The organism is Halochromatium sp., from assembly GCF_046541315.1.
Classification (GTDB): Bacteria; Pseudomonadota; Gammaproteobacteria; order Chromatiales; family Chromatiaceae; genus Lamprobacter.
Genome location: NZ_JBKHDN010000063.1, coordinates 1 through 13,131, shown reverse-complemented (window position 1 = coordinate 13,131; position 13,131 = coordinate 1). Strand labels below are relative to the sequence as shown.

Genomic DNA, 13,131 nt, shown 5'->3' with positions numbered 1-13,131 from the left:
TGATCGCGCATCACGACACCGTCATCGAATCCGAAGACCATGTGATCCTGTTCCTACAGGACCGCTTGCGCGTGCCCGAGGTCGAAAAGCTGTTCCAGGTCGGCGTCACCTTCTTCTAGCGCTCGCCGCTGGCCGTTTGCGAGAACCGATCGCCCATGCTGAAACGCTTGCTCACCGTGCAGAAGGTTCTCGGCCTGCTGCTGATCCTGTTCAGTGTCTCGATGCTGCCACCGGCGGTCGTCGCGCTCATCTATCGGGACGGCGCCTTGCTGCCCTTCCTCTATGCCTTCGCGCTGATCCTCGGCATCGGCGTGCTGAACTGGCTGCTCGCGTTCCGCGCCAGCCATGAGCTGCGGGTGCGTGACGGGTTCCTGGTGGTGGTGTTGTTCTGGGTGGTGCTCGGGCTTCTGGGCGCGCTCCCCTTCTGGCTCTCGCCGGAACCGACCCTCTCGCTCACCGACTCGGTGTTCGAGTCGATCTCGGGGCTGACGACCACCGGCGCCACGGTGATCCTCGGCATCGATGAGCTGCCGCACTCGATGCTCTGGTATCGCCAACAACTGCAATGGCTCGGCGGCATGGGGATCATCGTGCTGGCGGTCGCGGTGTTGCCGATGCTCGGGATCGGCGGCATGCAGCTCTACCGCGCCGAGATGCCGGGACCGATGAAGGAGACCAAGCTCACGCCGCGTATCACCGAGACCGCGAAGGCGCTTTGGTACATCTATTTCTGGCTCACGGTCATCTGCGCCGGCGCCTATTGGCTGGCCGGCATGGACGGTTTCGACGCCATCGGCCATGCCTTCTCGACCATCGCCATCGGCGGTTTCTCGACCCATGACGACAGCATGGGCCATTTCGACAGCATCTGGATCGAGATGATCGCGGTCTTCTTCATGCTGCTCGCCGGGATGAATTTCGCGCTGCACTTCGTCGCCTTTCGGCGCCGCTCGCTGTTCGTCTACGGCCTCGATAGCGAACTGCGGTTCTACCTGTTCCTGATGATCGCGGTGACGACGATCGTCACCCTCGCGCTCTTCCACACCCAGACCTATTCCAACTGGGAGCGCTCCTTCGTCCACGCCCTGTTTCAGACCGTCTCGATCGGCACCACCACCGGCTTTACCACCGATGCCTTTTACTTCTGGCCGCCGTTCATCCAGATCCTGCTGATCTTCCTCGCCTTCGTCGGCGGCTGCGCGGGTTCGACCGGCGGCGGCATCAAGGTGATCCGGTTGCTGTTGCTGATCAAGCAGGGGCTGCGCGAGATCGGGCGCCTGATCCATCCGAACGCGCAACTGCCGGTGCGCGTGGGCGGCAAGGTTATCAACCATCGCGTCATCGATGCCGTCTGGGGCTTTTTCTCGCTCTATGTCGCGACCTTCACGCTGATGTATCTGGCGCTGGCCGCGACCGGATTGGATCTGATCACGGCCTTCTCGGCGGTGGCCGCCTGCATGAATAATCTCGGCCCCGGCCTCGGCGCCGTTGGCGCCCATTATTCCGATATGCATGACCCCGGGATTTGGATCCTCTGCGTGGCCATGCTGCTCGGGCGCCTGGAGATCTTCACCCTTTTGGTGCTGTTTAGCCCGACCTTCTGGCAGCGGTGAGGATCGATTCCTTGACCCTTGACCAGCCCAGAAGGGCCACTATTATCGGCTACGAAGCCCTTGCGAGCATGGCTTGGCTTGTCCGTGCGGCCTGCCAGTCCCACGCTCGAGGCGATAGCCGATCGACCCGAGCGTGGGACGACATCGACCCAGGGCCCAGAGTCTAGGCGTTCTTCGAGTTTGCGTGTCAGGGCGTCAGGGCGAATGGGGACAACCGGCCGCAAGGGCCGGACCCGCCGGCGCGGCGGGATTCAGCAAACGACGGCACCATCAGGAGTCAACCTTGGAAATCGTACACTTCGGCAGTGACGACATCGAAAACAATCTCGCCAACATGAGCGACGAGGACCTGGATAAGCTGGCGTTCGGCGCGATTCAGCTCGACGCCAGCGGTAAGGTGCTCCAATACAACGCTGCCGAGGGCGGGATCACCGGTCGCGACCCCAAGAGCGTGATCGGGAAGAATTTCTTCACGGATATCGCACCCTGCACGCAAAGCAAGGAGTTTCAGGGGCGCTTTCAGGAAGGCGTCAAGAACAAGAACCTGCACACCATGTTCGAGTATGTCTTCGACTACAAGATGCAGCCGACCAAGGTCAAGGTCCACATGAAACAGGCGCTGATCGATGACAGCTACTGGATCTTCGTCAAACGCCTCTGAGCCTCGCTCAGTCGCCCCCATGGTCGAAACCGCGCGGCATGGCCCCATGGATCTACCGCTGATGTCTTCGTAATGCCCCAGTGGTTGCCCGAGTCCGCATGCGCGGATGTCCTGCGGTCGTTGCTGCGCGCGGCGCTCTCGACCTATCGCGGCTGCGCGGCGCCGCCCGAATGGGACGCCTCGGTCCCGCTCGATTCGCTCGAACGGCTGCATCTCGCCGCCACGGTCAACCGCTTCTTCCGGTTGCACGAGACCGGCAGCGAGGACCGCCTGTTGATGCTGCGCGCGTTCGACGACTGGGTCGGTTTCGTCGCCGAGGCCATGGGCTCGACCTCTGGACTCGCCTTCCAGACCTCGGGCAGTACCGGCGCGCCGACCACGCAGGTGCATCCCTGGGCGCACCTCGCGCTCGAGGCCGAGGCCTTGCAGCAACGCTTGTGCGAGGTCGCGCGCATCGAGCGCGTGGTCGCTTGGCTGCCATTGCATCATCTCTATGGCTTCATGCTCGGCGTCGCCTTACCGGGCGTGATGGGGACCGCGAGAGTCTCGGTGGAGAGCGCGATGCCGCCTGAGCTGCGCGCCGGCGACCTGTTGGTGACGGTGCCGCCGCGTTGGGATTATCTGGCGCGCACGCGCGTTGGCTGGTCCCCAGGCCACCAGGCATCAACCCAACAGGCGCCAACCCTGGGCGCGTCCTCGACGGCCCCGCTCGCCGCCGCGACCCACGCCGCCTTGCTCGACCAAGGGCTGACCGGACTGTTGGAGATCTACGGCAGCACCGAAACCGGCGGCGTCGCCACGCGCTGGCGGCCGGACGCGCCCTATACCCTGCTCGCGCATTGGCAACGCCAGGACGCCAACCGCCTGCGCCATGCCAGCGGCGCGCTCGTCTCCCTGCCGGATCACACCGAGTGGCAGGATGCGCGTCGCTTCACGCTCGGCGCGCGCCAGGATGACGTGGTCTCCATCGGCGGCGTCAATGTCAGCCCGGCCTATGTCGCGCAACGGTTGCAGGCGCTCGACAGCGTCGCCGACTGTGCCGTGCGCCCGACCACCACCGCCGAGCCGCGCCTGAAGGCCTTCGTGGTGCCCGCCACCAGCGCGGCCGAGGCCGCCGCCGAGATCGCCCGCGTCACCGCCGACTGGCCGGCGGCGGAGCGCCCCGTGACCCTGACCTATGGCGCCTCGCTCCCGCGCACCGCGCTCGGCAAGCTCGGCGACTGGTCGACTTGAGCACGTTGTTGGCCTGGCTGGCGAGCGAGCGATTCTCGTGGAGGCACTGATGACCATCATCGACAATCTGGAAGCCATGCGCGGGCGTGGTCAGGATTCGGCCCTGTTGCGCTACAGTCTTGGCAACGAGTATTTGAAGCTGGATGAGACCGAGCAGGCCATCGCGCATCTCGCCGAGGCGGTACGCCAGGATCCGGAGTACTCGGCGGCCTGGAAGCTCTACGGGCGGGCGCTCGCCCAAGCCGGGCGCGCGGCCGAGGCCGTCGAGGCGCTGAACCAGGGGATCGAGGTCGCCGAGCGCAAGGGCGACGCGCAAGCCGCCAAGGAGATGCGGGTCTTCCTCAAGCGGGCGCGGGCGGCACTGGACTGAATCAGTCGGCCGGCTGTGCCGTCTCGTCCGGCACCGATGTCACCTGTGCCGCAAAGCAACCGCCCTGGACGCGCACCGCAATCTGCACGCCGGGCGCAACCTGCTGGGGATGCTGCACCAGCGCGCCGCTGGCGGTCTCGGTGACGATGGCGTAGCCACGCGCCAGGGTCGCCAGCGGACTGCGCGCTTGCAGACCAGCGGCCACGGCGGCCAGCCGTTCGCGGCGGCGTTCGACGCTGGCTTGACCAGCCCGCACCAGCCGCTCGCAGACGCCGGCAACGCGGGCCGACTCCAAACGCAGCCGCGGCTCCGGCGAGACCTGGCGCAAGCGTTGCTGCAACCGTTGCAGACGCGAGCCGGCCGCGTCCACCCGCGCCGCCAGAGCGCGTTCGAGCCGACGCTGGAGTTCATCGACGCGCTGTTGTCGCTGCTCCAGGCGCGCGCGCGGATGCAGCAACCGCAGTTGACGGATACATGCGCCCAAGCGGTGACTCGCCGTCGCCAGCGTCTGCCGCGACGCCGCCCCGAGGCGCGCCTCGAGCCCACGCAGGTGGTGCCGCACCTGCTCGACATCGGGCGTCACCAGTTCGGCCGCCGCCGAGGGCGTGGCGCCACGTCGATCGGCGACCAGATCGGCGATGCTGAGATCGATCTCATGGCCGATGCCGGTGACGATCGGCAGCTCGGAGGCGGCGATCGCGCGCGCCAGCGCCTCGTCGTTGAAGGCCATCAGATCCTCGAGCGAGCCACCGCCGCGCGCCAGGATCAGCAGCTCGCACTCGCGGCGGCGGTTGGCCAGCTCGATCGCCGCGATCAATGCCGCCACGGCATCGGCGCCTTGCACCGCGCTTGGATAGACGAGCACCGGCAACAGCGGGAACCGGCGCCCGAGCACCGTCAGCAGGTCATGCAGCGCCGCCCCGCTGGCCGAGGTGATCAACCCCAACTGACGAGGATAGGCCGGCAGCGGACGCTTGCGCGCCTCGGCGAACAGGCCCTCGGCGGCAAGGCGCCGTTTGAGCTGTTCGAGCGCCAGCCGCAAGGCGCCATCGCCGGCCGGCTCCATCTGTTCGACGATGAGCTGGAACTCCCCGCGCGGCTCATAGAACCCCACCCGCGCCCGCACCAGCAGTTGCTGGCCATTCGCGGGCTGGAAGCCGAGCAACCGGCGCTTGCCGCGGAACATCGCGCCGCGCACCTGCGAGGCGCCGTCCTTGAGGCTGAAGTAGAGGTGCCCGGAGGCGGGCTGGGCCAGGTTGGACAGCTCGCCCTGGACCCAGAGCAGCGGGAAGCTGCCATCGAGCACGGCGCGCACCTCGGCGTTGAGGCGCGAGACGCTGTAGATGTCGCGCGAGAAATCGATGATCGGAGCGGCTGGAGGCGTTGGCATGGCAGAGGATCAGGGTGCCGGCATCGGCAGCGCTTGCGCGATGTCGTTGCAGATACGTGGTTGATTTCCTATGATAGAAGGTTACCTTTTTGCACACCGCCGCCGCGCGCGGTCCCTGCTCAAACCCCAATTTCGAGGTTTCGCCATGCGCCTGATCGAGGAAGCCCTGACCTTCGACGACGTGCTGCTCGTGCCAGCGCATTCGACCGTGACCCCGAATGCGGTGGACCTCAGCACCCAGTTGACGCGCGCCATTGCGCTCAAGATCCCGCTGATCTCGGCGGCCATGGACACGGTGACCGAATCGCGGCTGGCGATCGCGATGGCGCTCGAGGGCGGTATCGGCATCGTACACAAAAATATGTCGGCCGAACGCCAGGCGCGCGAGGTGCTGGCGGTGAAGAAATACGAGAGCGGCATCATCCGCGATCCCATCACCGTCGATCCCGGCGTCAGCATCGGCGAGGTGCTGGCGCTGACGCGGGCGCACGATATCTCGGGCGTGCCGGTGACCGAGGGCCGACGGCTCTGCGGCATCGTCACCGGCCGCGATCTGCGCTTCGAGCGGCGCATGGACGCCCCGGTTTCGGCCATCATGACCCCGCGTGAGCGGCTGGTCACGGTCAAGGAGGGCGCGAGCCGCGACGAGGTGGTGGCGCTGCTGCATCAACACCGCATCGAGAAGCTGCTGGTGGTCAACGACGACTTCGAATTGCGCGGGTTGATCACCGTCAAGGACATCCAGAAGGCGACCGACTTCCCGAAGGCCTCGCGCGATGCGCATGAGCGCCTGCGCGTCGGCGCGGCGGTGGCGGTCGGCCAGGGCACCGACGAGCGGGTCGCCGCGCTGGTCGAGGCCGGCGTCGATGTGCTCGTGGTCGATACCGCGCACGGACACTCGCAGGGCGTGCTCGATCGCGTCACCTGGATCAAGCGCCACTTCCCGCAGGTGCAGGTGATCGGCGGCAATATCGCCACCGCCGAGGCAGCGACGGCGTTGGTCGAGGCCGGTGCCGATGCGGTGAAGGTTGGCATAGGCCCTGGGTCAATTTGCACCACGCGCATCGTCGCCGGTGTTGGCGTGCCGCAGATCACAGCGGTGAGCAATGTCACCCAAGCGCTCGAAGGTACCGGGGTGCCGCTGATCGCCGATGGCGGGCTGCGCTTCTCGGGCGATGTCGCCAAGGTCATTGCGGCGGGCGCGCACAGCGTGATGGTCGGCGGGCTGTTCGCCGGCACCGACGAGGCGCCGGGCGAGGTCGAGATCTATCAAGGCCGGTCGTACAAGTCGTATCGCGGCATGGGCTCGCTCGGTGCCATGGGCCAGAAGGAGGGCTCCAGCGACCGCTACTTCCAGGAGCAGACCGATAAGGAGAAGCTGGTGCCCGAAGGCATCGAGGGCCGGGTGCCCTACAAGGGCAGCGTGCTCAACGTCACCACGCAGCTGATCGGCGGGCTGGCCTCGAGCATGGGCTATACCGGCTGCCGGACCATCGAGGAGATGCGCACCAAGCCGATGTTCGTGCGCGTGAGCGCAGCCGGGATGCGCGAATCCCATGTGCACGATGTGCAGATCACCAAGGAAGCGCCGAATTACCGCATCGATAACTAAGGCGATTCCCGTCGATCGCCCAAGAAAGTGGGTGGAATCGATATCGCCGCAGCTCCATGTCCGATGCCTGTTCTATACGAAGCCCATCCTGTCTCGATGCCGATCTCCAGACCGCCTCTAAGCCCATGCCGAATATCCATGCCGACCGCATCCTGATCCTCGACTTCGGCTCTCAGTACACGCAGCTGATCGCGCGGCGGGTGCGCGAGGCCGGGGTCTTCTCCGAGGTGCATGCCTGGGATATGCCGTCCGAGGCGGTGCGCGCGTTCGCGCCTTCCGGGGTGATTCTCTCCGGCGGTCCGCAATCGGCGCATACGCAAGCGACCGCGCGCGTGGCGCCGCTGGTCTTCGAGCTCGGCGTGCCGGTGCTCGGCATCTGTTATGGGATGCAGACCATGGCCGCGCAGCTTGGCGGACGCGTTGCTGCGGCGCAACAGCGCGAGTACGGCTATGCCCAGGTGCGCGCGCGCGGCCATTCGCAGCTGTTGCGCGATATCGAGGACCACACCAGCCCCGAAGGCGATGGCCTGCTGGATGTCTGGATGAGTCATGGCGATCGCGTCGAGGCCCTGCCCGAGGGCTTTTCGGTGATCGCCGAGACCGAGAACGCGCCGCTGGCCGGGATCGCCGATGAGTCGCGCCAGTTCTATGGCGTGCAGTTCCATCCTGAGGTGACCCATACCCGCCAGGGCCAGCGCATCATCGAGCGCTTCTGCCATGCCATTTGCGGCTGCGGCCGACTCTGGACCCCATCCAACATCATCGACGACGCCATCGCCGCCATCCAGGCTCAAACCGGCGATGACGAGGTGCTGCTCGGGCTCTCGGGCGGGGTCGATTCCTCGGTGGTCGCCGCCCTCCTGCATCGCGCCATCGGCGACCGATTGACCTGCGTCTTCGTCGATAATGGGCTGCTGCGCCATGGCGAGAGCGATCAGGTGATGGCGACCTTCGCCCGCCACATGGGCGTGCGGGTGCTGCGCGTCGATGCCGAGGCGCGGTTCCTCGATCGGCTCGCCGGCGTCAGCGATCCAGAGGAAAAACGCAAGCACATCGGCAATACCTTCATCGAGGTCTTCGAGGCCGAAGCGGCCAAGCTGCCCGGCGTCCAATGGCTGGCGCAGGGCACCATCTATCCGGATGTGATCGAATCCGCCGGTGCCAAGACCGGCAAGGCGAAGGTGATCAAATCCCACCACAACGTCGGCGGTCTGCCGGAGCGGATGCGCCTAGGCCTGGTCGAGCCGCTGCGCGAGCTGTTCAAGGACGAGGTCCGGCGCGTCGGCATCGAGTTGGGGCTGCCGGCCGAGATGGTCTATCGTCATCCCTTCCCCGGCCCTGGGCTGGGCGTGCGCATTCTGGGCGAGGTCAGGAAGGAGTATGCCGATACGCTGCGGCTGGCCGATCGCATCTTCATCGAGGAGCTGCGCGACGCGGCGCTTTACGATCAGGTCTCGCAGGCCTTCGCGGTCTTCCTGCCGGTACGCTCGGTCGGCGTGGTCGGCGACAACCGTTGCTACGAGCATGTGATCGCCTTGCGCGCGGTCGAAACCATCGATTTCATGACCGCGCGCTGGGCGCATCTCCCTTACCCGTTCCTGGATCGCGTGAGCACCCGCATCGTCAACGAGGTGCCGGGGGTGTCGCGCGTGGTCTACGACATCACCGGCAAGCCGCCAGGCACGATCGAGTGGGAGTAGACATCGGGTGGGAGCAGGCCAGGCATCCACCTTCATCGCGACAAGCAGCCCTTGCCCCAGGCCTGGATGCGGAGGAGCGGCGGCGGCATCGACACTGGATGCGGCACGCCCTCGGGCTTGCCGCGCGGGCCGCTGAAGACGGCGAGGTTCCAGTCGGGGCGCTGGTCCTGCGCGACGGCGAGATCATCGGCGAGGGCTGGAACCAACCCATCGCGAACCAGGATCCGACCGCCCATGCCGAGATCCAGGCCCTGCGGGCGGCGGCCAAGCGAGTCGAAAACTATCGGCTGCCGGGGGCGGATCTCTATGTCACCCTGGAGCCCTGCCCGATGTGCGCGGCGGCGATCGTCCATGCGCGGATTCGGCGCGTCATCTATGGCGCGAGCGATCCCAAGGGCGGCGCCTGCGGCTCGGTGTTCGACCTGCTGCCGTCGGATGCGCGCTTCAATCATCGCACCGCTTGCGAGGGCGCGGTACTCGCCGATGACTGTGCCGCGCTGCTGCGCGCGTTCTTTCGCGCCCGTCGCTCCGGCGATGGACGGAAAGGCGAGTGAAAAGACCCGCAAGGCGGTATGCGCTTGATAGGACTCGCCCAAGGCCTGCTCGACGGTCATTGACGCCGCGCTGCCCGGTCAAGCTCGGCGGCGCGGATTTGCGGTATCATTCAGGGTTGATTCCGGCGAGCTGGAACGACTGACCCCATTTCGGGAAGGGACCGCATGATCAAGCTTCGTACCTACGTCTATATCGATTCGCTCCAGCCTCAGCTCGCGGAATATCTCGGCACGGTCTCGCAGGGCTTCCTGCCGGTGCCTGGCGATGCCTGCATGTGGATCGAAGTCTCGCCGGGAATGGCGGTCCACCGCCTGACCGACGTCGCTTTGAAGGCGACCCGCGTCCACCTCGGCCAGCAGGTCGTCGAGCGCGCCTTCGGCTCCATGGTCATCCATCAGCGCGATCAAAGCGATGTGCTCGAGGCCGGCCATGCGGTCCTGCGCACCTTGCGCGCGCGCGAGGACGACCGCCAGAAATGCCGCATCGCCTGGAACGAGGTGATTCGCGCGATGACCCCGGATCACACGGTCTTGATCAACCGCCAGAATCGGCGTGGCTCGATGATCCTGCCCGGGCAGAGCATGTTCATCCTCGAGACCGAACCGGCCGGTTACATCGTCTATGCCGCCAATGAGGCCGAGAAGGCGGCGAATATCACCCTGATCGACGTGCGCGCGGTGGGCGCCTTCGGTCGCTTGACGCTCTCCGGCAAGGAATCGGATATCGACACCGCGGGGCATGCGGCGGTGCATGCCGTGCGCGCGCTCTCGGGCGCTGAGCGCGCGGCAACCTCGGCGCATACTGAGGCATGAGCGCGGACGGGATCGATCGGGCCCGCCGCTGCCCACGGCTCCACAGCGGCCGCTTGCTTCTGACCCCAGAGGACCCGATGGCCAGGGCGAGTCTGTCAGGCCTCTCGGCGGTCCTGCGAGAGGGTGGACTCATCGAGGCCGCGCCGTCCACGGCGCCGATGCGCCATGGGCCCGGTGAGCGCCTGTTCGAATACATCGGCTTCACAGGATGCGCCGTGCAGCTCGATCAGGCACCGGGAGGCTCGCAACGGCTTGCCATCGCTCTCGAAGGACCCTTCGAGACTCTGCGGTTTCGCAGCGGTCGCAATAGCCGCCCACCGCGCTGTCCAGCCTGCCAGGCGGCATTATCGAACTGGCGCCAGCAGCTTGACACTGGCGCGAGCGCCGATCAGGCCTGCCGCACGCTGAGCTGCACGCGTTGCGGAGCCCACTCGCCTGGCTGGCAGTGGGACTGGGGACGCCACGCCGGTTGCGGACGCCTGTTCGTCGACATCGAGCCCGTCTTTCCGGGCGAGGGGCGACCCTTACCCGCGCTGTTCACCCTGTTGAAGCGCATGGAGATCGGCGCCTGGCGTTATTTCTATGTCCAAGACTGAAGCCCACGCCATGCCGTGCGGCTCGATCTAGGCGGACACGACACCGCGCGCATCGGCCTCGATCAGAGACAGGCCCTGGGGAAGCTCCACCTCCATGCTGATCGGCAGATGATCGGAGAGCGCGTAGTCGAGCACCTGGGCGCCCCGGATGCGCAGCTCCGGAGAGACCAGGATGTGATCGAGATTGCGCTCGGGACGCCAACTCGGAAAGGTCTTCAACTCGCAGTCGAGGCCGCGCAGCCCTGCCGCGGCAATCGCCGCGCGGAGCATCCGCGAGCCGCAGCCGCAGTTGAAGTCTCCCATCAGGACGATCATTCGATAGTGACGCGCAACCTCGACCAGATAATCGAGCTGACGACGCTGTGCCCGTCGCCCCAAGGCGAGATGCAGCACGCAGACGGCGAAGGGCTCGCCGGCGCTGGTCGGGAACTCGACCACCATGGCGCCGCGACCGGGCAGGCCAGGGAGCCTGTGCTCGGTGACCGCTCCTGGCCGGATCCGGCTCAGGAGCCCATTGCTGTGGCGGGCAAAATGACCCAGCGCGCGGTTGACCTGGGAAAGCCAATAGGGGTATCCCGCCTGATGGGCAAGGTATTGACTTTGATCGATAAAGGCGCTGCGCAGGCTGCCGGCGTCGACTTCTTGCAAGGCCACCATGTCGAACCCCCTTAACAGCGCTCCGATGCTGGCAAGGTTGCGCTGGCGTCCACGATGGGGGATCAGGTGCTTCCAACTGTTTGCGACATAGTCGCGGTAACAACGTGACTCAATACCGGCTTGGATATTGAAGCTCAGCAGCCGTAACCGATTCACGGCTCGTCCTCAAGGCTGCCGGGCCTGTCTCGCGATGCCGATCTGCCATGCCGGCATGGAGGGGCGGGCGGGCCAGCTTCGAAACAGCGGGCTGGCCCGGCCACAGGTCGCCGATGCCGCGCTCTCGTCCGTTCAGGCTCAGGGACCTAAAGGCCGAGACCCTCGATATAGGCGGCAAGGGCCTCGATCTCATCGTCCTTGAGGTTGGCGGCGACGTCGCGCATCATTCCATTGGGGTCGTTGGCCCGCTCGGCATCGCGAAAATAGCCGAGGGCTTGAGCGGTGTACTCGGAGAACTGCCCGGCGATCCGTGGAAATTTGGCCAGGTCGCTACCCAGCCCGGCCGGGCCGTGGCAACCGGAGCACGCCGGCACGCCGGTTTCCGCGTTACCGGCCCGATAGAGCCGTTCACCCTTGGCGATGAGGTCTTCCTCGGCCGTGCCGCCGGATTGTTCGAGCCCCGAATAGTAGGCCGCGAGATTACGCATCTCCTCATCGCTGAGGGGCATCGCCATCGGCGACATCTGCTCATCCCAACGCTCGTCATTCTTGAAGTTTTGCAGCTGCTTGTAGATGTAGCGCGGATGCTGGCCGGCCAGTTTTGGCCACACCGGCTGGCCGGGGGTGCCATTGCCATCGAGACCATGACAGGCCTGGCAGATCTGTCCGGCCTTTTCTTTACCCTTGGCCGCATCGCCGCCGATGTCGGTCGATAGTTCGGAGGCCAAGGCGGCACCGGCGCTGGTGAGCATGGCGGAGGAAAGGATTCCGGCGATCAGCGATGTCTTCATAGTCACTACCGTTGAGTCGATATTCGTGGATGGCGGGCTACCGGCGTGAGCCTTGGCCATGCAAATCCATGTAAACATATCAGAGATTGACGATTTCGGTCAACGCGTTGCCGTTCGAGCCTGCAAGGATGAAGGCTAAAGAGACGGCGCGCGCCGAGAGGTTCCAGGTCAGGCGACACGCGAGGCCTGATGCTGCCCGCGTCGAACCGCCTTGTTAGGATCTAGATCGGGTCGGTCTCATTCAGGTAACGGCGCAGGGTCGCCACGATTTCTGGCGCGGGGGTTGCGTGATCGAGCACCTGCACGAGTGCGCCGGAGGCATCGATCACATAGCTGTAGGCCGAATGATCCACCACATACCCCATCGCCGAGTCGCTCGTTTCCGTGCGCCGGTAAGCGGCCCCGTACTGTTTGGCCACCCTTCTCAGGTCCGCGTCCGAGCCAGTGACCCCAATGATATCCGGATGAAAGTAACCCGCATACTCGGCCAGCCGCTCGGGGGTATCCCGTGCTGGATCGACGCTCGCGAAGACGACCTGAACCCGGTCTCGCTCCGCCGGCGTCAACTCGCGTAACGCGAGCGCGATGATGGCAAGATTGGTCGGACAGATGTCGGGGCACGCGGCATACCCGAAATACAGCAAGACCACCTTGCCTCGAAGGTCCGAGAGCTTCAGCGCGCCCCGCGCCGAGGTCAGCTCAAAATCGCCACCCGTTGGCGGGTCAGCCAGATCGAGCGGGCGATCGAGCTGTTCATGGCCGCCGGATTCGCTCGGGCTGGGATTCCAGGCAACCAGGAGCCAAACCAGCAAGGCGCTCAACAGCAGGATCGTGATGAGAGGAATGGACTTCGACATCGCGCGATCGGAGAGCGGCTGACGGAGGCTGAGGATGCGGGCTAGTGTCCGCGTCTTCGCCGCGCGGGACCATGAGGATGCGCAAGCTCGGGGAGGATGCGCAAGCTCGGGGAGGCTGCGCAAGCCAA

13 protein-coding genes are annotated in these 13,131 nt (G+C 65.8%); 9 read left to right on the top strand and 4 right to left on the bottom strand.

Features of this window, described 5'->3' with window-relative positions; genetic code table 11:
- The first annotated feature begins 155 nt into the window (after positions 1–155).
- The 4 genes from ACLFQI_RS06295 to ACLFQI_RS06280 all read left to right on the top strand — a co-directional run bounded on the left by ACLFQI_RS06295 (position 156) and on the right by ACLFQI_RS06280 (position 3,877).
- Positions 156–1,613 carry a TrkH family potassium uptake protein gene (locus ACLFQI_RS06295; protein WP_410758040.1) on the top strand — a complete coding sequence of 486 codons (1,458 nt, stop codon included), beginning with the start codon at positions 156–158 and terminating at the stop codon, positions 1,611–1,613.
- A 283-nt stretch (positions 1,614–1,896) separates the two neighbouring features.
- A complete protein-coding gene (gene pyp / locus ACLFQI_RS06290; protein WP_410758039.1) occupies positions 1,897–2,274 on the top strand; it encodes a photoactive yellow protein in 378 nt (125 codons plus the stop codon).
- A 72-nt stretch (positions 2,275–2,346) separates the two neighbouring features.
- Complete coding sequence (locus tag ACLFQI_RS06285) at positions 2,347–3,507, top strand: AMP-binding protein (protein WP_410758038.1); 1,161 nt, start codon at positions 2,347–2,349, stop codon at positions 3,505–3,507.
- Positions 3,508–3,556: 49 nt separating this feature from the next.
- Positions 3,557–3,877: a tetratricopeptide repeat protein gene (locus ACLFQI_RS06280; protein WP_410758037.1), complete on the top strand. Its 321-nt coding sequence runs from the start codon at positions 3,557–3,559 to the stop codon at positions 3,875–3,877.
- 1 nt (position 3,878) lies between these two features.
- Here ACLFQI_RS06280 and xseA read toward each other — a convergent pair whose 3' ends face one another.
- The gene (gene xseA / locus ACLFQI_RS06275) at positions 3,879–5,267 is read right to left on the bottom strand and encodes an exodeoxyribonuclease VII large subunit (protein ID WP_410758036.1); all 1,389 of its coding nucleotides are present in this window, start codon (positions 5,265–5,267) and stop codon (positions 3,879–3,881) included.
- A 145-nt stretch (positions 5,268–5,412) separates the two neighbouring features.
- On the opposite strand from xseA, the gene guaB reads away from it, so the two are divergent.
- From guaB to ACLFQI_RS06250, 5 genes are all read left to right on the top strand, one after another.
- Entirely contained in the window at positions 5,413–6,879 is a 1,467-nt protein-coding gene (guaB, locus tag ACLFQI_RS06270) for an IMP dehydrogenase (RefSeq protein WP_410758035.1), read from the top strand.
- Positions 6,880–7,004: 125 nt separating this feature from the next.
- Positions 7,005–8,579, top strand: a complete 1,575-nt coding sequence (gene guaA, locus ACLFQI_RS06265) for a glutamine-hydrolyzing GMP synthase (protein WP_410758033.1) — start codon at positions 7,005–7,007, stop codon at positions 8,577–8,579.
- A gap of 62 nt (positions 8,580–8,641) precedes the next feature.
- Positions 8,642–9,133: a tRNA adenosine(34) deaminase TadA gene (gene tadA, locus ACLFQI_RS06260; RefSeq protein ID WP_410758042.1), complete on the top strand. Its 492-nt coding sequence runs from the start codon at positions 8,642–8,644 to the stop codon at positions 9,131–9,133.
- Positions 9,134–9,298: 165 nt separating this feature from the next.
- Positions 9,299–9,946 carry a hypothetical protein gene (locus ACLFQI_RS06255; protein WP_410758032.1) on the top strand — a complete coding sequence of 216 codons (648 nt, stop codon included), beginning with the start codon at positions 9,299–9,301 and terminating at the stop codon, positions 9,944–9,946.
- Positions 9,947–10,023: 77 nt separating this feature from the next.
- On the top strand, positions 10,024–10,542 hold the full coding sequence (locus ACLFQI_RS06250; RefSeq protein WP_410758031.1) for a hypothetical protein: 519 nt from the start codon (positions 10,024–10,026) through the stop codon (positions 10,540–10,542).
- A gap of 27 nt (positions 10,543–10,569) precedes the next feature.
- Here the strand turns inward: ACLFQI_RS06250 and ACLFQI_RS06245 are convergent, their stop codons facing one another.
- The 3 genes from ACLFQI_RS06245 to ACLFQI_RS06235 all read right to left on the bottom strand — a co-directional run bounded on the left by ACLFQI_RS06245 (position 10,570) and on the right by ACLFQI_RS06235 (position 13,003).
- Positions 10,570–11,355: an endonuclease/exonuclease/phosphatase family protein gene (locus tag ACLFQI_RS06245; RefSeq protein ID WP_410758030.1), complete on the bottom strand. Its 786-nt coding sequence runs from the start codon at positions 11,353–11,355 to the stop codon at positions 10,570–10,572.
- A 146-nt stretch (positions 11,356–11,501) separates the two neighbouring features.
- Positions 11,502–12,146: a c-type cytochrome gene (locus ACLFQI_RS06240; protein ID WP_410758041.1), complete on the bottom strand. Its 645-nt coding sequence runs from the start codon at positions 12,144–12,146 to the stop codon at positions 11,502–11,504.
- A gap of 221 nt (positions 12,147–12,367) precedes the next feature.
- A complete protein-coding gene (locus ACLFQI_RS06235; protein WP_410758027.1) occupies positions 12,368–13,003 on the bottom strand; it encodes an SCO family protein in 636 nt (211 codons plus the stop codon).
- Between the last annotated feature and the right edge of the window lie 128 nt (positions 13,004–13,131).

What these genes read in the sequence shown, in the direction of transcription:
- ACLFQI_RS06295 (WP_410758040.1), top strand. Translation starts at nt 156, where the DNA reads ATGCTGAAACGCTTGCTCACCGTGCAGAAGGTTCTCGGCCTGCTGCTG.
- ACLFQI_RS06285 (WP_410758038.1), top strand. Translation starts at nt 2,347, where the DNA reads ATGCCCCAGTGGTTGCCCGAGTCCGCATGCGCGGATGTCCTGCGGTCG.
- ACLFQI_RS06280 (WP_410758037.1), top strand. Translation starts at nt 3,557, where the DNA reads ATGACCATCATCGACAATCTGGAAGCCATGCGCGGGCGTGGTCAGGAT.
- xseA (WP_410758036.1), bottom strand. Translation starts at nt 5,267, where the DNA reads ATGCCAACGCCTCCAGCCGCTCCGATCATCGATTTCTCGCGCGACATC.
- guaB (WP_410758035.1), top strand. Translation starts at nt 5,413, where the DNA reads ATGCGCCTGATCGAGGAAGCCCTGACCTTCGACGACGTGCTGCTCGTG.
- guaA (WP_410758033.1), top strand. Translation starts at nt 7,005, where the DNA reads ATGCCGAATATCCATGCCGACCGCATCCTGATCCTCGACTTCGGCTCT.
- ACLFQI_RS06255 (WP_410758032.1), top strand. Translation starts at nt 9,299, where the DNA reads ATGATCAAGCTTCGTACCTACGTCTATATCGATTCGCTCCAGCCTCAG.
- ACLFQI_RS06250 (WP_410758031.1), top strand. Translation starts at nt 10,024, where the DNA reads ATGGCCAGGGCGAGTCTGTCAGGCCTCTCGGCGGTCCTGCGAGAGGGT.
- ACLFQI_RS06240 (WP_410758041.1), bottom strand. Translation starts at nt 12,146, where the DNA reads ATGAAGACATCGCTGATCGCCGGAATCCTTTCCTCCGCCATGCTCACC.
- ACLFQI_RS06235 (WP_410758027.1), bottom strand. Translation starts at nt 13,003, where the DNA reads ATGTCGAAGTCCATTCCTCTCATCACGATCCTGCTGTTGAGCGCCTTG.